The organism is Gemmatimonadetes bacterium SCN 70-22 (genome assembly GCA_001724275.1).
Classification (GTDB): Bacteria; Gemmatimonadota; Gemmatimonadetes; order Gemmatimonadales; family Gemmatimonadaceae; genus SCN-70-22.
Window position 1 is genome coordinate 1 of sequence record MEDZ01000026.1, and the last position, 20580, is coordinate 20580.

25 protein-coding genes, 1 tRNA gene and 1 pseudogene are annotated in these 20580 nt (G+C 69.9%); 3 read left to right on the top strand and 24 right to left on the bottom strand.

Annotated features, from left to right (window positions below; translation table 11 throughout):
* Positions 1-90: 90 nt before the first annotated feature.
* From ABS52_13270 to ABS52_13285, 4 genes and pseudogenes are all read right to left on the bottom strand, one after another.
* Positions 91-369: pseudogene (locus ABS52_13270) on the bottom strand (orotidine 5'-phosphate decarboxylase).
* Positions 370-458: 89 nt separating this feature from the next.
* The gene (locus ABS52_13275) at positions 459-1397 is read right to left on the bottom strand and encodes a dihydroorotate dehydrogenase B catalytic subunit (GenBank protein ODT02507.1); all 939 of its coding nucleotides are present in this window, start codon (positions 1395-1397) and stop codon (positions 459-461) included.
* Positions 1394-2650, bottom strand: coding sequence for a hypothetical protein (locus tag ABS52_13280; protein ID ODT02508.1), 1257 nt, complete (start codon positions 2648-2650; stop codon positions 1394-1396). The genes ABS52_13275 and ABS52_13280 overlap by 4 nt, the downstream gene beginning before the upstream one ends.
* On the bottom strand, positions 2647-3117 hold the full coding sequence (locus ABS52_13285; GenBank protein ID ODT02509.1) for an SsrA-binding protein: 471 nt from the start codon (positions 3115-3117) through the stop codon (positions 2647-2649). The genes ABS52_13280 and ABS52_13285 overlap by 4 nt, the downstream gene beginning before the upstream one ends.
* Before the next feature lie 212 nt (positions 3118-3329).
* Here ABS52_13285 and ABS52_13290 point away from each other — a divergent pair.
* Positions 3330-3415, top strand: a tRNA-Leu gene (locus ABS52_13290).
* Between the two features lie 74 nt (positions 3416-3489).
* Here the strand turns inward: ABS52_13290 and ABS52_13295 are convergent.
* The 20 genes from ABS52_13295 to ABS52_13390 all read right to left on the bottom strand — a co-directional run bounded on the left by ABS52_13295 (position 3490) and on the right by ABS52_13390 (position 18687).
* Positions 3490-4047, bottom strand: coding sequence for a hypothetical protein (locus ABS52_13295; protein ID ODT02510.1), 558 nt, complete (start codon positions 4045-4047; stop codon positions 3490-3492).
* A gap of 17 nt (positions 4048-4064) precedes the next feature.
* Positions 4065-4520 (bottom strand): hypothetical protein, encoded by a 456-nt coding sequence (locus ABS52_13300; protein ID ODT02511.1) that lies wholly within the window; start codon positions 4518-4520, stop codon positions 4065-4067.
* A 103-nt stretch (positions 4521-4623) separates the two neighbouring features.
* A complete protein-coding gene (gene aspA / locus ABS52_13305) occupies positions 4624-6048 on the bottom strand; it encodes an aspartate ammonia-lyase (GenBank protein ODT02512.1) in 1425 nt (474 codons plus the stop codon).
* Between the two features lie 69 nt (positions 6049-6117).
* Positions 6118-6942, bottom strand: a complete 825-nt coding sequence (locus tag ABS52_13310; GenBank protein ODT02513.1) for a hypothetical protein — start codon at positions 6940-6942, stop codon at positions 6118-6120.
* A gap of 26 nt (positions 6943-6968) precedes the next feature.
* Positions 6969-7454 (bottom strand): hypothetical protein, encoded by a 486-nt coding sequence (locus ABS52_13315; GenBank protein ODT02514.1) that lies wholly within the window; start codon positions 7452-7454, stop codon positions 6969-6971.
* A 12-nt stretch (positions 7455-7466) separates the two neighbouring features.
* Positions 7467-8108, bottom strand: a complete 642-nt coding sequence (locus ABS52_13320) for a hydrolase (protein ID ODT02515.1) — start codon at positions 8106-8108, stop codon at positions 7467-7469.
* The gene (locus ABS52_13325) at positions 8105-9088 is read right to left on the bottom strand and encodes a thioredoxin-disulfide reductase (GenBank protein ODT02516.1); all 984 of its coding nucleotides are present in this window, start codon (positions 9086-9088) and stop codon (positions 8105-8107) included. The genes ABS52_13320 and ABS52_13325 overlap by 4 nt, the downstream gene beginning before the upstream one ends.
* Before the next feature lie 150 nt (positions 9089-9238).
* The gene (locus ABS52_13330; GenBank protein ID ODT02544.1) at positions 9239-9985 is read right to left on the bottom strand and encodes a hypothetical protein; all 747 of its coding nucleotides are present in this window, start codon (positions 9983-9985) and stop codon (positions 9239-9241) included.
* Positions 9978-10796 carry a hypothetical protein gene (locus ABS52_13335; GenBank protein ID ODT02545.1) on the bottom strand — a complete coding sequence of 273 codons (819 nt, stop codon included), beginning with the start codon at positions 10794-10796 and terminating at the stop codon, positions 9978-9980. The genes ABS52_13330 and ABS52_13335 overlap by 8 nt, the downstream gene beginning before the upstream one ends.
* Positions 10797-10855: 59 nt before the next feature.
* Entirely contained in the window at positions 10856-11122 is a 267-nt protein-coding gene (locus ABS52_13340) for a hypothetical protein (GenBank protein ID ODT02517.1), read from the bottom strand.
* A gap of 3 nt (positions 11123-11125) precedes the next feature.
* A complete protein-coding gene (locus ABS52_13345; protein ODT02518.1) occupies positions 11126-11383 on the bottom strand; it encodes a hypothetical protein in 258 nt (85 codons plus the stop codon).
* A 2-nt stretch (positions 11384-11385) separates the two neighbouring features.
* The gene (locus ABS52_13350) at positions 11386-12795 is read right to left on the bottom strand and encodes a 2-oxoglutarate dehydrogenase, E2 component, dihydrolipoamide succinyltransferase (protein ODT02519.1); all 1410 of its coding nucleotides are present in this window, start codon (positions 12793-12795) and stop codon (positions 11386-11388) included.
* Positions 12796-12883: 88 nt separating this feature from the next.
* Complete coding sequence (locus ABS52_13355; protein ODT02520.1) at positions 12884-13072, bottom strand: hypothetical protein; 189 nt, start codon at positions 13070-13072, stop codon at positions 12884-12886.
* 137 nt (positions 13073-13209) lie between these two features.
* On the bottom strand, positions 13210-14187 hold the full coding sequence (locus ABS52_13360) for a pyruvate dehydrogenase (protein ID ODT02546.1): 978 nt from the start codon (positions 14185-14187) through the stop codon (positions 13210-13212).
* Positions 14187-15380: a hypothetical protein gene (locus ABS52_13365; GenBank protein ID ODT02521.1), complete on the bottom strand. Its 1194-nt coding sequence runs from the start codon at positions 15378-15380 to the stop codon at positions 14187-14189. Before ABS52_13365 ends, ABS52_13360 begins: the two co-directional genes overlap by 1 nt.
* The gene (locus ABS52_13370; protein ID ODT02522.1) at positions 15381-15692 is read right to left on the bottom strand and encodes a hypothetical protein; all 312 of its coding nucleotides are present in this window, start codon (positions 15690-15692) and stop codon (positions 15381-15383) included.
* A gap of 3 nt (positions 15693-15695) precedes the next feature.
* Positions 15696-16139: a hypothetical protein gene (locus ABS52_13375; GenBank protein ODT02523.1), complete on the bottom strand. Its 444-nt coding sequence runs from the start codon at positions 16137-16139 to the stop codon at positions 15696-15698.
* On the bottom strand, positions 16136-17473 hold the full coding sequence (locus tag ABS52_13380; protein ODT02524.1) for an inositol-3-phosphate synthase: 1338 nt from the start codon (positions 17471-17473) through the stop codon (positions 16136-16138). The genes ABS52_13375 and ABS52_13380 overlap by 4 nt, the downstream gene beginning before the upstream one ends.
* Before the next feature lie 25 nt (positions 17474-17498).
* Positions 17499-18227, bottom strand: a complete 729-nt coding sequence (locus tag ABS52_13385; GenBank protein ODT02525.1) for a hypothetical protein — start codon at positions 18225-18227, stop codon at positions 17499-17501.
* Between the two features lie 136 nt (positions 18228-18363).
* Positions 18364-18687 (bottom strand): hypothetical protein, encoded by a 324-nt coding sequence (locus ABS52_13390; protein ID ODT02526.1) that lies wholly within the window; start codon positions 18685-18687, stop codon positions 18364-18366.
* A gap of 214 nt (positions 18688-18901) precedes the next feature.
* On the opposite strand from ABS52_13390, the gene ABS52_13395 reads away from it, so the two are divergent.
* Positions 18902-20101: a hypothetical protein gene (locus tag ABS52_13395; GenBank protein ODT02547.1), complete on the top strand. Its 1200-nt coding sequence runs from the start codon at positions 18902-18904 to the stop codon at positions 20099-20101.
* Between the two features lie 39 nt (positions 20102-20140).
* On the top strand, positions 20141-20509 hold the full coding sequence (locus ABS52_13400) for a hypothetical protein (GenBank protein ID ODT02527.1): 369 nt from the start codon (positions 20141-20143) through the stop codon (positions 20507-20509).
* Positions 20510-20580 lie beyond the last annotated feature (71 nt).

The window sequence follows — 20580 nt, forward strand, 5'->3', positions numbered from 1 at the left end:
ACCCGAACACCGCGGCCGCCACCGGTTGGCCGACCCCGCCAGCCGCTCCACCTCCGCCTCCACGGAAACCCCCGCCGGGCGCCCCCATGCCGCCGCCACCCCCGAAGCGTCCAATGACGTCAGGATGGTCACCGCGAGGATCCCGCACCCCTCCCCCGCCCCCGCCACCGCCGAACGCATCATCTCCACCCCCCCCGAGGCGTGGACGGTCAGGAGCGACGCCCCCAACCGCGACGCCGAGCGCGCCGCCCCGCGCACCGTGTTGGGGATGTCGTGCAGCTTGAGGTCCAGGAACACCTCGTGCCCGAGCTCGCGAAGCGCGCGCACCACGTCGGGCCCCGCGGCGGTGAACAGCTCGCTCCCCACCTTGTAGAAATTGCAGCTGTCGCCCAGGCGTCCCACGATCGCCAGCGCCTCCGCGGCACTGGCGACGTCGAGGGCAACGATCGGGGTTGCGTTCATGCCGGCCACTCCACGCTTCCGGTTACCTCCGCCAACGATCGCACCCCCTCGCGGCGGCACCATGCCTCCAGCCCGCGCACCATGCGCACCGGCTGCCGGGGGTCCCGCAGCCCGGCGGTCCCCATCGCGACCGCCGTCGCCCCCGCCATCAGGTACTGCAGCGCATCCTCGGCGGTCGTGATCCCCCCCACCCCGATGATGGGCGCCTTCGTCGCCTTCCAGACCTTCCACGTCGCGAGGACCCCCACGGGGAGGAGTCCGGGACCGCTCACCCCCCCGGTCCCGAACCCGAGCGCCGGTCGCCGGCGCGCGACGTCGATCACGAGTCCGGGGAGGGTGTTCACGAGCGTCACGCCGGTGGCCCCGTGGTCGAGCGCCACGCGCGCCGCCGCGGTGATGTCCACCAGCGTGGGGGACAGCTTCACGAAGATCGGGGCCGCCGTCGCCGCGCGCGCGCGCCGCACGACCTCGGCCAGCGCCGACGGATCGGCCCCGAACTCCATCCCCCCGGCCTTCACGTTCGGACAGCTCACGTTCAGTTCGTAGCCGGCCTTGCCCGGGACATCGTCGAGCCGCTCGATGACGCGCGCGAAGTCGTCGACCGCATTCCCGACGACGTTGACCAGGACGCGCGCCCGCGTCAGCGACCGCTCGAGCCACGGCAGGTGAACGCGTCGCACCTCCTCCACCCCGGGATTCGCCAGGCCGATGGCGTTGATCATGCCACCGGGAAACTCGGCCACCCGCGGCGCCGGGGCCCCCTTCCGTACGTCCAGGCTCACCGCCTTGGTCACGATGCCGCCGAGCGAGTCCAGCGGGGTGACCTCGGACAGCTCCTCGCCGTAGGCCGCCGTCCCCGCCGCCAGCAGGACGGGGTTCTGCAGCGCGATCCCCCCCAGGGTAACGCTCAGCGAGGAGCGGTCGCCGGCACTCATCGCGACGCGCCCCCGGCGCGACGCGTCGCGTAGCGCTCCAGGTAGTCCATGGCCGCATCGGCGATGGCGCTGGCCAGCTGGCGCTGACCGGAGTCGCCCGACATGTAGGCCGCCTCCGACGCATTGGTCCCGAAGCCGATCTCCACCAGGACCGAGGGCATGAAGGCGCCGACCAGGACCACGAAGCCGGCTTGCTTCACCCCACGGTCGGTCCCCGGATGCACCCGCCGCAATGCCCCTTGCACCGTCTCGGCGAGGTCGCTCGACTCGCGCAGGAACTCGTTCTGCTTCATGTCGTTCAGGATGAAGCTCAGCGCGTCGCCGTCGCCGGCCTCCGCCTCGACCTCGTACTTCCTCGCCTCGTTCTCCAGGTCGGCTACCCGGCGCTCGTCGTCGGTCTTGGCCTCGGACAGGAAGTAGGTCTCGAAGCCGCGTGCCCCGCCCGGGTTGCGCCACCGAGGGTTGGCCGCGTTGACGTGGATCGATATGAAGAGCTCCCCTCCGGCGCGGTTGGCGATGCGACCCCGGTCGGAGAGCGCGATGAGCGTGTCGGCATTGCGCGTCATCACGACTTCCGCCCCCCGGCGGCGGAGCTCATCACGAAGGTGTCGTGCGACCGAGAGGGTGATGTCCGCCTCGTACACCGGGCGCCGGGAGCCAAGGGGGCCTCGCATGCCGCGATCACGCCCCCCATGCCCGGCGTCCACGACGACCACGGGACGACGCGCTCGCGCGGCACGCGCCGGTGATGGCGATGCGATCGGGCGTTGCGAGGCCGGGGCGCTGGCCGGCGGCGGCGCCTTGGCCGCGACACGCCCGTTGCCCTCGTCGCGCGCCCGCGCGCCGGCGACCGGCGTGAAGCGACGGATCTCGGCCAGCGCCGGGTCGTAGAGGAAGCCCGTGGCGACGCGCGGCAGGAGGTCGGTGAGGAGCGAGAGGGGAAGGTACAGCCGCCCCTCGAGCACGGCGGGGGGCGACCCGAGGGGATGCGTGACGCCGCGCACCCTCGCGAAGGCGAGTCCCGGCGTCAGCTGGATCTCGACACCGCCCAGCACCAATCGGTAGCGCTCGGCGGAATCGCGCAGGAGGACCGCGCCTAACGGCGAGAGCGCCTCGTCGCCGCGCACCATCGCCCCGAGGCGGGTCGAGACGACGGGGATGCTTCCCGTACGCTCTCCCGCGCGCACCGTGATGACGGCCGGAAGGGCGGGCGCCTGCTGCAGCAGGGCGACGGCGGCGAGGAGCGCGATCATCGGCGGCGCATCGCGCGGGCGATCTCGCGGTCGGCGTCGCGCTTCCGCGAGTCTTCTCGCTTGTCGTGCAGCTTCTTCCCCTTGCCGAGGGCGATGCGAACCTTGGCGCGCCCGCGCACGAAGTAGAGCTCCAGCGGGACCAGGGTGAGCCCCTCGCGCTCGACCGCGCCGATGAGGCGGCGGATCTCGCGCTTGTGCAGGAGGAGCTTTCGCAGCCGCGTGGGGTCGTGGTTGACGTACCCCCCGCGCTCATACGGCGAGATGTTGACGTTGAGGAGGTAGACCTCGCCGTCGCGCACGATCCCGTACGCGTCGGAGATGTTGGCCTTCCCGTTCCGCAGCGACTTGACCTCTGTCCCGGTCAGCACCAACCCCGCCTCCCACGTCTCGAGGATGTGGTAGTTGTGGCGTGCGTCGCGGTTTCGCGCGACGACGACGAGGTCGGGCGCTTCGGTCTTCTCGGCCATCTCGCGTGTGGAATGCTCCGGTCCTTTCACCCGTCGCCCGAACGCCGGGTTCCCTGCGGGCCGTCAGGGCCAACGACACAAGCTAATCGGTGAGCGCCCGTCGCGCGGCCCGAGTCGCGATGTAAGACGATACGGCGCGTTGACTTGGACCCCTGACGCCGATAGCTTCCCCCTCCCGCGCAGCAGAAGCGATGCGAACTGCGACGGGACATGCGTTCGTGGCGGAACTGGTAGACGCGCCGGTCTCAGAAGCCGGTGGGTAACACCCATGGGAGTTCGAGTCTCCCCGAGCGCACCTGCACACAACGAGATCGGCGCGGCTCCCTGCGGGGCCGCGCCGATCTGCGTACTGGAGGGAGAGACCGAGCCGACTCAGCGCCCGAGCGCGGACGGGGGGACATCCTCGGGAAGCGAGGGGGTGCCGACCGCCTTTCTGAGCTCCGCGTTGGCCTCACCGACGAAGCGCGCCATGATGTCTCCGGCCCTGGCGATGATGTCGTCGCTGGCACGGGGCGCACCGGCGATGATCAGGAGTGCGCGGCCGAGTCGCGCCCCTGCCCCTTCACTCGGCGTGCGCGCGGCGAGCACTTCGCGGTAGGTGGTGAGGCGATCGTTGAACTGCCGCTCTGCGACCCTGAGCATCGCCGGCGCGATGTTTCGGTCGGCCTGCAGCGCGGCGGCAAGCTCTCGGGCAACGAGCGAGCCGGTGCGGTCGTCGAGGGCGTCACGCTGGGCGACGACGAGCCCCAGCGCGCGCCGGGCGTAGCGCAGCTCCCAGGCCGCACGGTCTTCGTCCCCACCACAGACGGAATGCGCCATCCACGCCACGTCGTCGGCGTCGGGCTCGGCCATGAGCGCCGCGATGTACGCGGCCAGCCCGCGCTTCAGGCGCCGCTCGCTCCGCCACTCGTCGAAAAGGCGCGGCGACATCGCGGCGCTCCCGGTCGCTAGTCCTGCAGGACCGGGAGGCCGACGCGCGCCCTGACCTCGGATTCGTCGAGGAGCAGGTCGGACAGGCGGACGCTCTCGAGCGCGTCGTCGATGCGCTGCTGCAGCATCATCCAGACGGGACGGATGCTGCAGTTCTGCGACTCGGAACAGCGTTCCTCGGCCACGGGATGCGAGACGCAGTGGAGGTCGAAGGTGCCGTGCTCCGATGCCGAGATGACCTCGCGGACCGTGACTTCTTCGGGGTCGCGGGCAAGCACATACCCCCCCTTGGCGCCCCGGGTGCTGCTGACGATCCCCGCACGACGCAACCGAAGCAGGATCTGCTCGACGTAGTCGGCAGGGAGGCGCTCACGCGCCGCGAGGTCGCGACCAGTGACGGGGCCTTCGCCAAGACGTCGCGAGAGGTGTAGGGCACAGATGAGGCCGTATTCCGCCCAGGTGGTGATGCGCATGGGCGAAATATAGAAGCTGAGCGGACGGGAAAACGAGACGACGAGAAAAAAACTCCCCGTTTCCCGCACCGCTCGGGGGCGGGGCGTTGCGGCGGCTTGACGCCTATCCCGATGCCGCGGGGCCGTGGTCGCCGCCGGGGACCCCGATCTCGGTCATCTTCCTCAGGTCCAGCACCTCGTCGACCTCCTGCGGCGGGAGGATCTCCTCGCGCCTGACCAGGTCGCGAATGAGGACCCCCTCCTTGACCGAGCGCTTGCTCAAGTCGGCGGCGGCGGCGTAGCCGATCCGCGGGGCAAGGGCGGTGGCCAGGGCAGCGGAGCGCTCCACCCAGTACGCGCACATCTCGCGGCGCGCCTCGATCCCCTTCACGCACCGCTCGGCCAGGACCCTGGCCGCATTCGTGAGGATCTGCTGGGAGAGCAGGACGTTGTGCGCGATGACGGGCATCATGACGTTCAGCTCGAGTTGCCCGTGCTCCGCGGCGATGGCAACGGTGGTGTCGCACCCCATTACCTGGAAGCAGACCTGGTTCACCATCTCCGGGATCGATGGGTTCACCTTTCCCGGCATGATCGACGAGCCGGGCTGCACCGCTGGGAGCACGATCTCGTCGATCCCGGTGCGCGGCCCCATCACCATGAGGCGCAGGTCGCTGGCGATCTTGGAGAGGTCGATGGCGAGGACGCGCAGGGACGCCGAGACGGCAGCCACGTCGCCCATGCTCTGCATGAGCTGGATTCGGTCGCGCCCCTCGCGCAACTCGAGCCCGGTGATCTCCCGGAGGTGACGCACCATCAGCGCGGGATACTGCGACTCGACGGTCACCCCCGTTCCCACGGCGCTTCCGCCGATGCCCAGGTCGCGCAGGTACTCCGCCGCCTCCACCACGCGGCGGACGCCGCGGTCAATGGAGCCGGCGTAGGCGGCGAATTCCTGGCCAAGGCGAATGGGCATCGCATCCTGCAAGTGCGTGCGCCCCGCCTTGACGATGTCGTCGAACTCGCGCCCCTTTTCGGCCAGCGCATCACGGAGCCCGTGGAACGCCGCGACCAGCGGTGCCAGTTGCGACAGGGCCGCCAGGCGGATGTTGGTCGGAATGGTGTCGTTGGTACTCTGCGCCATGTTGACGTGGTCGTTGGGGTGTACGGGCGCGTACTCGCCGCGCCGCCCCCCGAGCAACTCGTTGGCCCGATTGGCCAGGACCTCGTTGGCGTTCATGTTGTGGCTCGTCCCCGCCCCGGCCTGATAGGGATCGACGACGAAATCGCCGCGGTGCTCACCGGCCAGCACCTCGTCGGCGGCGGCGATGATGGCCTCGGCGCGACGGGGGTCGAGGCGCCCCGTTTCCATGTGGGTCAGCGCGGCCGCCTTCTTGATCCACACCTGCGCCACGACGAACGGCTCGAGGGGACGGAGCCCGCTGATGGGGAAGTTCTGCACCGCGCGCAGCGTCTGGATGCCGTAGAGCGCGTCGGAGGGGACTTCCAGGGTGCCTAACGGATCCTTCTCGGTTCTGGTCGGGGACATGCGACCCTCATGGCGGAGGGTGAATGGCGGCGAGGCGGCGACCGGTGGCGGGCGCCGCCCCGCGAGCCCTTATGGTGTCGGCGTCGGGACGACGAAGGTCGAGATGATCTCCATGGCCCCGTCGGTGACCGGGATGATGGACGTACGGAGGCGGGTGAGGACCACCGCGCGGTCGACATTGCTGGTTGCCGACCACGCCTGGTGCTGTCGCAACGGAATGGAATCGACGCCGTCGTCGGTGTAGGCGCAGCGAATCTCCTGCGTCTTGGCCCCCGTTCCCGACGGCGTGTACTGCAGCGAGACGATCAGGGCGCTGTTGCCGTCGGTCGCCGCCGTCCACTTGAGGGGAATCGATGTCGTGGAGGGGGTGATCGGGTCGATGAGGGTGAACGGCTCGGCGCTGCGCCCGCGGATCTCCGAGGCGGGGAAGCCACCAGCCACGCCGGGGACGGTGATGACGACCGAGTCACCGGGGGTGAAGGGGATCGTCGTCCCCGTTCCGAGCGCGTAGGTGAGCGCGCCGCCCGACGTCACGCGCGGGATGGGGGTCGTCGCAGCACCGATCCTGGCCGAGATGCTCTCGCCGGCGTCGAGAAAGGTCACGCCGGAAAAGTTGCTGCTGCTGGGCGGTACGTAGTCACCGACCGCGAAGCACGAGTCGGTGCGGATCCGCGCGTCGGGAATCGAGGTGATGGAGCCGCGAAAGAAGGTGGCGTTCGGGGCCAGGCGATACTCGCCGGCCGTGTTCTTGAGGGCCGCGATGTTGATGAAGCCCCAGCGTTGCTGGGAGGGGGAGAAGCCGACGGAGGTGTCGCACGCCGTGACGAGGGCGACCCCGGCCACGAGGACGCCGAGGGTACGCGAGACGTAGCGGGACGGACGGGAGATGGGCATCAGGGAGACGGTGGTGGTGGCGGGCGTCAGCGACGCGTGGAATCGTGCTGAGGTGTGACACCCGGGGCGTCGGGAGTTCCCGACACTCTCGCCGAGAAAAGGGGGACGAGGGCGAGCGCCGCCGCGCCGAGCATCCCGGCGCCGAGGAGGGCCACACTGACGGCGTGGAGGCGTCCGAAGGCGACCCGGCGGGCATCGGTGATGGCCACGCCCTCGAGGTCGGGGCCGAGGGCGGCGCGGAGGCGCTGGATGCGCGGCGCCACGCCGAGCTGCGCGCCTAACGAGCTGGCCAGGAGGACGAGGGCCGCCAGGCGGCGCCACCCGGCGCTCGTGGGGAGCATGCAGGCACCGACCACCGCGCCGCTCCAGAAGAGGACCGGGAGGACGCGGCCCACCAGCAGCCCGGCGAGGGCGCGCGACGGGAGGACGGCAAAGGCGGCGGGGGCGACGACGACCGCGAAGAGGAGCGCGGCGCCCAGCCAGAACCAGGGGAGGAACGCGAGGCGAGGCACGGGCGCGCCGGGTCAGCGCCGCAGCGGGCGCGCCAGCCCGGTGAGGAACGGGTTCGAGGCGGCCTCCGCACCGATGCTGGTCTCGGGGCCATGCCCCGGGTAGACGACCGTCTCGGCCGGGAGGGTGAGCAGGCGCTCCAGCGTGCGCTGGAAGGCGACGCCGTCGGACAGGGGGAGGTCGGTGCGCCCGACCGAGCCGGCGAAGAGGACATCGCCACCGAAGGCGACGCCGTGCCCGTGGATGACGACGTGTCCGGGGGCATGCCCCGGCATGTGCCAGACGTCGAAGCGCAGCGAACCTAACGACAGCTGGTCGCCCTCGTGCAGCTCGCGGTCGGGGACGGGGCCCAGCTCGAAGGGGAGACCGTACATCGCCGCCGCCCGGGGGGCGTACGCGTAGACCGGGCGGTCGTCCGGGTGCATGTAGATGGGGACGTCCCAGGCCCGGGTGACGGCGGCGATCCCCCCGATGTGATCGAGGTGGGCGTGCGTGAGCCAGATGGCCTCGAGGGTGAGTCCCGCGGCGCGGATCGCGTCGACCAGCAGGTCGCCCTCGTCGCCGGGGTCGACCAGGACGGCCCGCTGCGACGCCTCGTCGGAGACGAGGTAGCAATTCTCCTGGAAGGCCCCGACGACGAACGCCCGAATCCTCACGCGCTCGCCTCCCCTGCCGGGGCCAGCGCCCCCGCCGCGTCCTTGAGGTGCGTGAGGTACTTCTCGGCCGCCACCGCGGCGGTGGTCGCGTCTCCCACCGCCGTGGTGACCTGCCTCGTCAGCTGCACGCGCACGTCGCCGGCGGCGAACAGCCCCGGAATCGTGGTCTGCATGTGCCAGTCGGTGATGACGTACCCGGTGGCATCGTGGTCCACGTGGTCCGCGATGATCGTGGTGTTCGGCTTGAACCCGATGAAGACGAACATCCCGGTCACGGGGAGCGTGCGCGCCTCGCCGCTCACCACGTCGCGGATCGAGAGATGACTGACCAGCCCCTTGTCGTCGGCGTGCACCTCGTCCACCACCGTGTTCCAGACGACCTCGATCTTCGGGTTCTCGAAGACGCGCTTCTGCACGATCTTCGAGGCGCGGAACGCATCGCGCCGGTGGACCAGGTAGACCTTCTCGGCGAAGCGCGTCAGATAGTCGGCCTCCTCGCACGCCGCGTCGCCACCTCCGACCACCGCGATCGTGTGTCCCTTGAAGAAGGCGCCGTCACAGACCGCGCAATACGACACTCCCTTTCCGGCGTACTCGTTCTCGCCCGGGATGCCGAGCTTGATCGGGGTGCCGCCGGCTGTGACGATCACGGCCGGCGAGCGGTACACCTCGCCGTCGTCGCAGGTGGTCTCGAATGTCCCGTCGTCGAGGCGCTTGATGCGCTCGACGTTGCGCGTGTGGAACTCGGCGCCGAACTTCGCCGCGTGCGCGGCAAACTTCTGCGCCAGGTCCCACCCCTCGACGTGCTCGAACCCGGGGTAGTCCTCGATCATCTCCGTGTTGAGGAGCTCCCCTCCCGGTGCGCCACGCTCGAGGATCACCGTCTTGAGCATCGAGCGCCCGGCGTACAGCCCGGCCGTCATGCCGGCTGGTCCTGCCCCGACGATCACGACTTCGTAGTTGTGCGTGCCCACGTGCATCTCCCGGTGAGTAAGGCGCGGACGGTGCCGCGCCGGCTGCCGTAATCTCGCGCCGGGGCGCGCGTGGTGGAACCGGCGCGCCCCGCGCCGCTCCCCCACATGTCCGGGAGCTACGCCGGGCGTTCCCTTCGCCAGCGCCGGCGCGACCGGTCAGCGGCGGACGTGCCGTCCCCCATCGACGACCAGGACCTCGCCCGTGACGAAGGTGGCATCGAGGAAGTATTCGAGGGCGTGCACGACGTCCTCCGGTCCCCCCAGCCGGCGCAGCGGCGTGGTGGAGGCCAACCGTTCGGCCGAGGCATCTTCCCACCCCTCGGGGAGGAGCACGACACCGGGGGCGATCGCGTTGACGCGGATGTTGGGGGCGAGCGCCCGCGCGAGGGCGCGCGTCATCTGCACCACGGCCGCCTTCGACATCCCGTGCGGGATGTAGCCGCGCCACGTCTCGAAGGCGGCGAGGTCGGCGATGTTCACGATGAGGCCCCCCTCCCGCATGACGGCGGCGGCCGCCTGCGCGGCCAGGAAGGGGGCACGCACGTTCAGCGAGAAGATCTCGTCCCACTGCGCGGCGGTGACGCTCCCGACCGGGGTGCGCAGCATGTTGGCCGCCGAATTGACGAGCACGTCCAGGCGCCCGCAGCTCGCGACGACGTCGCGCACCAGCGCCTCGGGGGCGTCCGCGGTGGCGAGGTCGGCGACGAAGGCGCGCGCCGTCCCGCCGGCGCGCTCGATCTCGCGCACGAGGGCATCGGCCTCGGCGGTCGACCGGCGATGGTGGATGGCGACGTGGTAGCCACGCCGGGCGAGGGCGCGCGTGAACGCCGCGCCGAGCCGGCGCGCGCCACCGGTCACCAGCGCCACGCGCTCGCCCGTCGCGGCGCCCTTCCCGTCAGGCAACGACGACACCGGCACGCCGGGCCTCGACGCGCGCGTCCTGTCGCTCCAGCCACGCGAGCGGGACGGGGAGGGCGCCGATCGCGCGCGACCCCGTCGTGGCGCCATGCGAGTCCGAGCCGCCGGACGGGACGAGGTCCAGGTGGTCGGCCACGGCGAGGAGGCGCTTGCGGTCTTCCGCCGAGTGGCTGGGATGGAGGACCTCCACCCCGTCGAGCCCCATCGCCTTGAGGGCGGTGAGACGGGTCAACGATCCTTCGCCCCCCGGATGAGCGAGGACGGCGATCCCGCCGCACGCGTGGACCATCCCGATGGCGTCGCGCAGCGAGAGGCGACGCTTGTCGAGATAGGCTGGACGCCCGACGGCGAGGTAGCGGTCGAAGGCATCGCGGCTGTCGCGGGCATAGCCGTTCTCGACGAGGGCACGGGCGACGTGCGGGCGCCCGATCGCCCCGCCCGCGGCGGCATCGAGGACGTCCTGGAAGGTGATCTTCACGCCGATGGCGTTCAGGCGCTCGACCATCCGGGCGCCACGGTCGCGGCGGGCCTCGCGGTAGGCGAGGAGGTCGTGGTCCATCGCCTCGATATCCGCCAGATGCAAGCCGAGGAGGTGTGTCTCGTCGTTCCCCTGGTAGGCGGACAGCTCGACGCCGGCGATGATGCGCAGGGGGGACCCCTGCGCCGCCTGACGAGCGAGGGGAATGCCAGCCACCGTATCGTGGTCCGTCAGGGCAATGGCGCGGACCCCGGCCGCCAGCGCGGCCGCCACCACCTCGGGCGGCGCCAGCGAGCCGTCGGAAGCGGTGGAGTGCATGTGCAGGTCGACGCGCGGCGCCTGAAGGTCACCGGGCGCGGGCGTCGCCGCAGGGAGGGTCACGTCGTGTAGCCCGCCTCGGGCGACATGACCCCGGGTTGCGACTCCCTGAAGAGCCGCGCGAGGTCGGCCTCGGGCATCTCGGCGAGCGACTGCTCGCGCGAGCGCACCCCGTGCGGCGAGTAGCGGGTCACGCGGACCTCGCGGTCGGCGCCGGTGCCGGCAACGAAGAGGAGGGCGAACTCGTCGCGATCGTACTGCGTCACGTAGCCGGACGGAAAGACCCGCCACGACCTGCCATCGATGGTGATGCTGCGCGTCGGCATGTCCTAGAGCTCCAGTTGATGCAGGAGGAGTTCACGCTCTCCCCCGCGTGTCCCGATGATCGCCCGCGCCTGCTCGAGGAGGGCGGGATCCTTCGCCTCGATGTACTGCACGACCTCTCCCGGCGCGTCCGACCGCTCGAACACCCAGTAGTACACACCGATGGCCTTGAGCGCGCCCTCGCGCGCGCGGGCGCGCGCCAGGAACTCGGCGCGCGCCGCCTCGGGAACGGTGGACCACAGCTCGGCCAGGGCGCGTGCCATGCTCAGAACCCGGTTTCGGGAATCGTCTCCAGCTGCTTCTTGACGAAGGCCATGAACTGGTCGGCGTCGGAGCCATCGACGATCCGGTGGTCGAACGACAGCGCGAAGTAGGCGCAGGTACGGATCGCGATGGTGTCCTCGCCGTCGGGCCCCGTGACCACCTTGGGGCGCTTCTCGATGCTCCCGAGGCAGAGGATGGCGACGGTGGGCTGCGGGATCACCGGGGTCCCCATCACGGAGCCGAAGACGCCGGGGTTCGTGATGGTGAAGGTGGCGTCCTGCACCTCGTCCGGCTTCAGCTTCTTGGCGCGCGCGCGGGTGGCCAGGTCGTTGATGTTGCGGGTGAGCCCAACGAGCGACAGCGAGTCGGCCTGCTTGACGACGGGGACGATGAGCCCCCAATCGAGCGCGACCGCGATGCCGACGTTGTACTGCTTGCGGAAGACGATGTCGGTGCCGCGCACCGCGGCGTTGATCACCGGGAACTTCCGCAGCCCCTGCACCACCGCCTGGGTGATGAACGGGAGGAAGGTGAGCTTCTCGCCGTACTGGGCCTCGAACTCCGCGCGCATGCGGTGGCGCAGCCGCGCCACCCGGGTCAGGTCGACCTCGAAGACGCTGGTGACGTGGGCCGAGGTGTGCTTCGAGTAAACCATGTGTCCGGCGGTGAGGCGCCGGATCTTGGACATGGGTTCGACGACATCTCCCGGCCAGGGGGTCACGACGGGGGGCTCGAAGCCGAAGCCGGCCGGGGCATACATCGACGCCATCGGCGCGGGGGCGATGCCGGACGGCGCCGCCGCAGGGGCGGTCGTCGCGCTCCCCGACTCGATGGCGTGCAGGATGTCCTTCTTCGTCACGCGGCCGGCTATCCCGCTCCCCTGCAGCCCGGCCAGCTGAATGCCGTGCTCCGCGGCGATCTTGCGGACGAGGGGTGAGGACTTGGTGCGAAGGCGCTCCTCGAACGACCCCGGCGCGGCGGCGGGCGCAGCCACTGGCGCGGCGGAGGGCGCCACCGGCGCCGGCGATGGAGCAGCTGCCGGCGTCGCCGTCGCGGCGACCGGCGAAGGCGATGCCGCCGGCGCGCTGGGGGGGGCGGCCGAGAGCGCCGCCGCAGCACTCGCATCGGACTCGAGGCGCGCGACCACCGTCTGGACGGGGACGGTCTGTCCGTCCGTCACGAGGATCTCGACGAGGACGCCGGCCGCCGGCGCCGGGATCTCGGCGTCGACCTTGTCGGTCGAGATCTCGAAGAGCGGCTCATCGCGCTTCACGCTATCGCCGATCTTCTTGAGCCAGCGGGACATCGTCCCCTCGGCGATCGATTCGCCCATCTGGGGCATCACCACGTCGATGCGAGCCAAAGGACCTCCCTTTCGTTTATTTATTTGTCCGCGGCGCCGTTGCGCCATCTCAGATGCGCAGCGCTTTCGCGCCGACGGTGGTTCCCGGCGCCTCCGCGCCGTCCTGCTCACGAAGCGGCTTGGGGCCGCTACACGTTCAACGCTTCCCGGTGAGGCGCCGGAGGACGAGCGCCGGCAGCGTAATCGCGCCGATTACCCCGCCGATGCCCACGTACACGTACCAATCGCACAGGGGGAGCCCCTCGCACGACGGCGCCTTGCGCAGTCCCGCCACGATGCGGCCAAGGAGGACCGCCACCATGCCGCCGCTGAAGAAGCCGATCACAAAGGTAAAGCACCCCAGCCCAAACTTCCGCCCAAAGGCGATCGCCTCATCGTTCGCCTGCGGCGTGTCGGCTCCGCCTCCACCCCCACGCGGTCGCCCCGGCCCCCCCTCTCCCGACTCCGCTCTCCCATCCGCCATCAGTACCTCGCTACCCAGCGCGCGGCGCGGACCACGTCGCTCACCTGGGGGAGGACATAGTCCTCCAGCGCGGGAGCGTACGGGAGCGGAACGTCGTGGGCCGTCACGCGCATCACCGGGGCGTCGAGCCAGGCGAAGCACGTCTCGTTGATGCGCGCCGTGATCTCGCCGGCGATCCCTCCGGTGCGCGTGTCCTCGTGGACCACGAGCACGCGATTGGTCTTCCTCACCGTCGCGACGATCGCGTCGTCGTCGAGCGGGGCGAGCGATCGGAGGTCGATCACCTCGACGGACAGCCCGTCCTCTCGCTCGAGCTGCTCGGCGGCTTCGAGCGCCTTGTGGACCGTCGCGGCATAGGTGATGATCGACAGATCGGTCCCTTCGCGGGCCACTCGCGCCCTGCCGATCGGGACGGCGCCATCTCCTGCCGGGAGTCGCCCCTTGATGCGCCGATAGAGATACTTGTGCTCGAAGAAGAGGACGCAGTCGTCGTCGCGGATGGCGGACTTCATCAGGCCGTAGGCATCCTCGGCGGTGGCCGGATAGACCACCTTGAGCCCTGGCGTGTGGATGAAGCCGGCCTCGGGATTCTGCGAGTGGAAGGGGCCACCACGCACGTATCCACCGGAGGGGCCGCGGACCACCATCGGACAGGGGAGGAAGGCGCGATACCGTGCCGTCGCCACGTAGTTGGTGAGCATGTCGTAGGCGTTGGCGATGAAGTCGATGAACTGCATCTCCACGACCGGACGCATCCCCATGTGGGCGGCGCCGGCGGCGGCGCCCACGATCCCGATCTCCGAGATGGGCGAGTCGATGACCCGCCCCTCCCCGAAGCGGTCGAGCAGCCCGTCGGTGACCTTGAACGCCCCCCCGAAGGCGCCGATGTCCTCGCCGATGCAGAACACGGCCGGGTCACGCTCCATTTCGTCGGCGAGCGCCTGGCGGATCGCCTCGAGGTAGGTGATCTCCGACATCAGCCCCTCCCCTCCCCCGACGCCCCGTTCCACGTCCCCCAGCCCTCGGCGCGCTCGTGCTCGTCCACGGCCGCACGCGCTCCCTCGCGGAACCAGAGCGGAGGCGCCGACGGCGGCTCGGCGTAGACGCCCACGAGTGCGTCGAGCGGCTCGGGGAGCGGCGATGCCTCGGCCACGTCTGTCGCCTCGTCCACCACCGTCCGCACGCGGGCATCGGTGGCGGCGATCTCGTCGTCGCTGAATCCCAACGAGTCGCGCATCACCTGGAGGTAGCGGTCGATCGGGTCGTTGTTGGCGGCCCACCACTCCGCTTCCCCGGCCGGGACGTACGACTGGTTGTCGTGCTCGGCGTGTCCCTTGCGGCGGTAGGTGATCAGTTCCACCAGCGTCACCCCCTCCCCGCGGCGCGCGCGGTCGACCGCGCGCTTCGTCGCATCATAGACGGCGAGGACGTCGTTCCCGTCGGCCTGCTCGCTGTGGATCCCGTACCCGGGGGCCTTGTCGATCATCTGTCGGGCGGCGGTCTGCTTCTCGGTCGGCGTGGAGTACGCGTACTGGTTGCTCTCGACGACGACCACGAGCGGGCACCGCTGCACGGCGGCGAGGTTGATCCCCTCGTGAAATGCCCCGGTGGAGGTGGCGCCGTCGCCGACGTACACCAGCCCCACGCGATCCTCGCCCCGCATCTTGAACGAGAGCGTGACCCCGGCCATCACGGGCACCATGTCCCCGAGCGGCGAGATCTGGCCGATGAAGCCGCGCTCCAGGTCGCCGAAGTGGATGTTGAGCTCGCGCCCGCGTGTCGGCGAGTCGCCCCTGGCCATGTACTGGCGCAGGATCTCGACCGGAGTGGCCCCCTTCACCAGCATCGACCCCATGTTCCGGATCAGGGGGGACATGATGTCCCGGCGCTCGAGGGCGAAGGTGCTCCCGACCGCGTCGGCCTCCTGCCCTAACGAGCGGAAGAGCCCGCCGACGACCTTGGTCTGCCGGTAGAGGGCGACGAGCCGCTCCTCGAGCGTGCGCGTGAGGCGCATCCAGTAATACAGCTCGAGCTTCTGCTCGCGCGTGAGCGCGTCGGACGGGCGCACCCCGCCGCCGGCGGCCGCGGGAGCCACCGTGCGGATCGCCCGTCCCCCTCCCCCGTGCTTTCCCGTTCCCTGCCGAGCGCCCTCAGTCTGTCGTCCCGCCATTCAGTACGACCCCTCGAGCACGTGGCGCGGATCGTCCTGGCGGTGCAGCTGCAGGAAGAACTTCTTCACGTTGCGATCGAGGCGGCTCTCGCCGATCTGGTCCGTCTCGACCTCGACGAACGTGTAGTGCCCCCCCTCGGACCTGGCCGAGAGCCTCATGCGGGCCGTGACCTCGGGGGTGCCCACGACGCCCTGGAAGCCTCGCGAGCGCGGCGCGCTGGCGGTCGTGGCCAGCCCCAGGCCGGCGAAGAAGGCATCGGCCGACTCCATCACCTCGGCCGGGGTAAGGTGCGTGCGGAAGAAATGACGCATCGGTTACTTGTTGCACTCCTGTCCGGGAGGCGCCTCGGCCAGGACCTGCTGCATCCAATCGTTGGCGCGCTGCAGGCGCTGGGTGGAATCGCGCCGGAACTGGAAGCCGATGGCCCACGTCCCGGCATTGACGAACATCAGCGAGGAGTAATAGGTACCGAGCTCCTTGCCGGGCGTGAGCCCGTTGTCGGTGCTCTTGCGATCCTCGTTGGTGGCGAAGATGCGTCCCTCGCCTCCCTCGATCGGCTCCCCGGTCTTGGCATCACGCACGACGATCGTGAACTGCACCTGCTCCAGCGCGCACGGCGGCGTCGGATCGAACGAGATGGCCACCGAGTAGTCCTCGGTGTAGAGGCGGACCTGTGGCCGCTCGCCCGTGGGGCCGCAGGCCGCCACGCCCATCGCGATGATGCCCGCCGCCAGTGCGAGCCGGAGTCGCCGGATCATGACGCGTAGTACTCGAGACCGAGGTGGGTGATCTGCTCCTCACCCATGAGGTGGCGGAGCGTGTTCTTGAGCTTCGTCTGCTGGATGAACAGGTCGTGCTCCGGTTGGAGTCCCGGGGCCGCCATCGGGCTCTTGTAGTAGAACGACAGCCACTCCTGGATGCCCTTCATCCCCGCACGGTGCGCGAAGTCGGAGAGGAGGGCCAGGTCGAGCACGAGCGGCGCCGCGAGGATCGAGTCGCGACAGAGGAAGTTCACCTTGATCTGCATCGGGTAGCCCATCCACCCGACGATGTCGATGTTGTCCCAACCTTCCTTGTTGTCGCCGCGCGGCGGGTAGTAGTTGATCCGCACCACGTGCGAGAAGTCCTTGTACAGCTCGGGGTACGTCTCCGGCTGCAGGATGGTGTGCAGCACCGAGAGCTTCGACTCCTCCTTGGTCTTGAACGACGCGGGGTCGTCGAGCACCTCGCCGTCGCGGTTGCCGAGGATGTTCGTGGAGTACCACCCGGCCAGCCCCAGCATGCGCGCCTTGATGCCGGGGGCGATGACGGTCTTCATCCACGTCTGCCCCGTCTTGAAGTCCTTCCCCGAGATCGGGATCCCCCGCTTGTTGGCGAGGTCGATCAGGGCCGGCGTGTCGACCGCCAGGTTCGGCGCGCCATTGCAGTACGGCACGTCCTCCATGAGGCAGGCCCACGCGTAGAGCATCGACGGCGCGATCGCCTCGTCGTTGCTCTCCATCGCGCGCTCGAACTGTTCGATGGTCGCGTGCTGCGGCCCTGGCTTGATGAACACCTCGGTGGAGGCGCACCAGACGGCGACGACGCGATCCAGGCCGTGCTTCGCCTTGAAGTCGCGGATGTCCTGGCGCAGCTGCTCGGCCAGGTCACGCTTGGTCTTCCCCGTCTTGACGTTGGTGGTGTTGGTCAGCCGGGTGACGTAGCGCGACTCGAAGACGGCCGGCATCGGGACGATCGTCGAGAGGAAGTCCTTGAGCGGCTCGAGGTCCTTGTCGTCGAGCACGCCGGCCTTCTTGGCCGCCGTGTAGGCGTCGTCGGCGATGGGGTCCCAGGCGCCGAACACGATGTCGGAGAGTGGCGTGAGGGGGACGAAGTCCTTGATGAGCGGCGCGCGGTTCTCCGTGCGCTTGCCGAGGCGTACGGTCGCCATCTGGGTGAGCGAGCCGATGGGCTGGCTCAGCCCGCGGCGAACGCTTTCGACCCCGGCCATGAAGGTGGTGGCGACCGCCCCCAGCCCCGGCGTGAGGATGCCGAGCTTGCCGGTGGCGGGGCGAATGTTGACGCGCGGTGAGGATGCGGACGAACCCTGCACGGACGTTTCTCCTGAAAGGACGAATTCAGCGTGCGCCCTGCCCCGCGGGGGCGGGGCGGTGCACGTCGGCGCCGTCGGACGGCGCCGCGGGGGCGGACGTGGACGCATCGGCGTCGAGAGCCGGCGCCTTGGTCACGCGGTAAACAAAGATGATGCGTTGCACCGCCGTGATCCACGCGGTGACCGAGAGGAGCACGCAGATGACGATGAGGACCCATCCGCCGAGGGCGAGCCCGAAGAAGGCCTGCGGAGCCGAGAGGAGGGTGACCCGCTCGGGGCGCTGGAGGATCCCCACCTTGGCGTCGATGCCGAGGCTTTCGGCGCGCGCACGGGTGTAGGAGGTGAGGAAGGTCCCGATGATCCCCATCAGCAGGACGCCCACCATCGGCGTCCCCATGACATGCGGGATGCTCTGGTGGACGTCGTTGCGGGCGAAGAAGATCGTGAGCCCCCCGAGGACGGCCCCGTCGGCGACTCGGTCGAGCGTGGAGTCGTAGAAGGCACCGAAGACGGTGGAGCGTCCGGTGCGACGGGCCACGGTTCCGTCCAGGACGTCGAACAGCGCCGTGAGCCCCAGCACCCAGCCGGCCACGGAGATATGCCCCATGGCGTAGATCACCCCGGCCGTCATGGAGCAGATCGTCCCAACCGTGGTGATCGCGTTGGGGTTGATGCGTCGACGCACCATCCAGTCCGCCACCGGGGCGATCACCCGGAGGTAACCGCGAATGATCGCTTCCCAGAGACTCTTCATGCGGAACGGTTGCGAAAAGCCGTCGGTGTGGTCACGGGAAGATGGGGGCGCCTGACGCAAGGGGCCTCAGGTGCACACTCGATGCACATGAAGCCCCTGAAAGTACGCTTGCCCGCAAGCACTTACAACCCTGTCACTACGGCACTTGCCACTCGAATACCCCGTTGAGGACCACACCGTCACGGGTGTACGAGCGCGAGCCATCGGCGAGCGTCGCACGGAGGCGCACCGTGCTCCCCGCAGGGACTCCACGCACCGGGACCAGCTCGGTGCTGCCAGCGGCGACCGACCTGAGGGTGAGCTCCGTCCCGGCATACGTCACGTAGACGGTCACGGCCTGCGAGGCATTGTTCGTGACCTTCAGGGAGACTTCGACGGCGGCGGCCGGGGCGGTCTCGACCGTGACCTGCCGCGAGCACGCAGCCATCGAGAGCATTGCCACGAGGAGGAATCTGCGCATGAGCTTCCGGGGTATGAGGGTGATGACGCACGATCTTGTCGGCGGAGACCCTTGCGGGCGAAGGTGCTCCCACACGAGCGTTCGCGCAACTCTTCACGCCACACACGCGATGCCCGTACATCCCGTTCCGTCGAACCGAGGGGCGAAGGCGCCGTTCCAGGGCCGGTCGTTCCACCGGCTGGTCGCCGGAGCCTTCCCCCCCCTCGCCCTGCTCCTGGCCTCGACCGCGTGCCGACTTCCGGGCCAGGGACCTTCGATCCCCCCACTCCCCCGCGTGAGCGCCGAGGCCGCGGCCGCGCGCCGGGTCGACGTCGCGGAGCTGCAGGGGAGACTCGAGCGCGTCCTGCGGCAAGCGATGCGCGATTCGGCGTTCCCGGGGGCCATCGCCCTCGTGGGGAGCCACGACGGGATTCTGGCGCAGGCGAGCGTCGGGCACCTCGACGCTGCCGACCCCACGGTCCCGAACGAGCGGACGCTCTGGGACCTGGCCTCGCTCACCAAAGTGGTGGGGATGACGTCGGGAGTGATGCGCCTGGTGCAGGAGGGGAAGATCGACCTCGACGCCCCGGTGCAGCGCTACCTCCCCGAGTGGACCGGACGATGGAAGGACCAGGTGACGGTGCGGCACCTCCTGACGCACTCGTCGGGTCTCCCATCGTGGCGCCCCCTGTACAAGGAGGCCAACTCGGCGGCCGAGGCGATGCAGTTGGTGTTCGCGACCCCGCTCGACACGCTCCCCGGGGTGCGCATGGTCTACAGCGATCTCGGCGCGATCCTGCTGGGGCAGATCGTGACGCGGGTGAGCGGCACCTCGTTCGACGCGTACGTCACGCGAGAGGTCTTCCGCCCGCTCGGGATGCGTGAGACGCGCTGGCTTCCTCCCCGGTCGCTGGTGAAGCGGATCGCACCGACCGAGGTCGACCCTTGGCGCCAGCGCCACCTGCGCGGCGAGGTGCACGACGAGAATGCGTTCGCGCTCGGCGGGATCTCGGCACACGCGGGGCTCTTCTCCACGGCGGCCGATCTTTCGCGCCTCGCGCGCATGTACCTGGGGCACGGGCGCCTGGACGGGGTCCAGGTGCTGGATTCGGCGACCATCGAGCGGTTCACGGCGCGGCCGAACTCGTCGCTGTCTCACCGGGCGCTGGGATGGGAGAAGCCGAGCGGATCGAACTCGGCCGGGCACCGCATGTCTGCGGCCGCGTTCGGGCACACCGGCTTCACCGGGACGTCCTTCTGGGTCGATCCGGGGAACGACGTCTTCGTGATCCTGCTGACCAACCGGGTGAACCCGACCCGGCAGAACACGAAGATCGGTCAGGTCCGGGTCGCCGTGGCGGACGCGGTGCTCGGGACGCTGGAGGGGTGCGCCGAAGGAGCGACCGTTCTTGAATGCCCCGGGGGCGCACGTTAGATTCACGAGCAGTCCAGTCGCAATTTGCGATCCGTCGCAATGGAGGAAAACGTGAGCACCAATCTGGAACCGGAACTGCTGGTCACTGTCACCCCGGGCGCCATCGTCGAGGTGAAGCGCTTCATGGAGGCCGAAGGGGTGGCCGCGGAGGTCGGGGGCCTGCGCGTGTCGGTGCAGCCCGGCGGCTGCAGCGGCTTCAAGTACGGGCTGCTCATCGAGGACCAGCCCGCCGACGACGATTACATCCTGCCGCAGGATGGGTTCCGGATGTTCGTGGACCCGTTCTCGGCGCAGTACATCAACCAGGTCATCATCGATTATGTCTCGTCGATGCAGGGGTCCGGGTTTACATTCAAGAATCCCAACGCCACCGGCGGCTGCGGGTGCGGTAGCTCCTTCTCTGCCTAACGAACCATGACTCCAACGGCTCCAGGCGTGGTCACCACGCCGGGCGCCGCCGCGACGGACGAGGCCCGCGA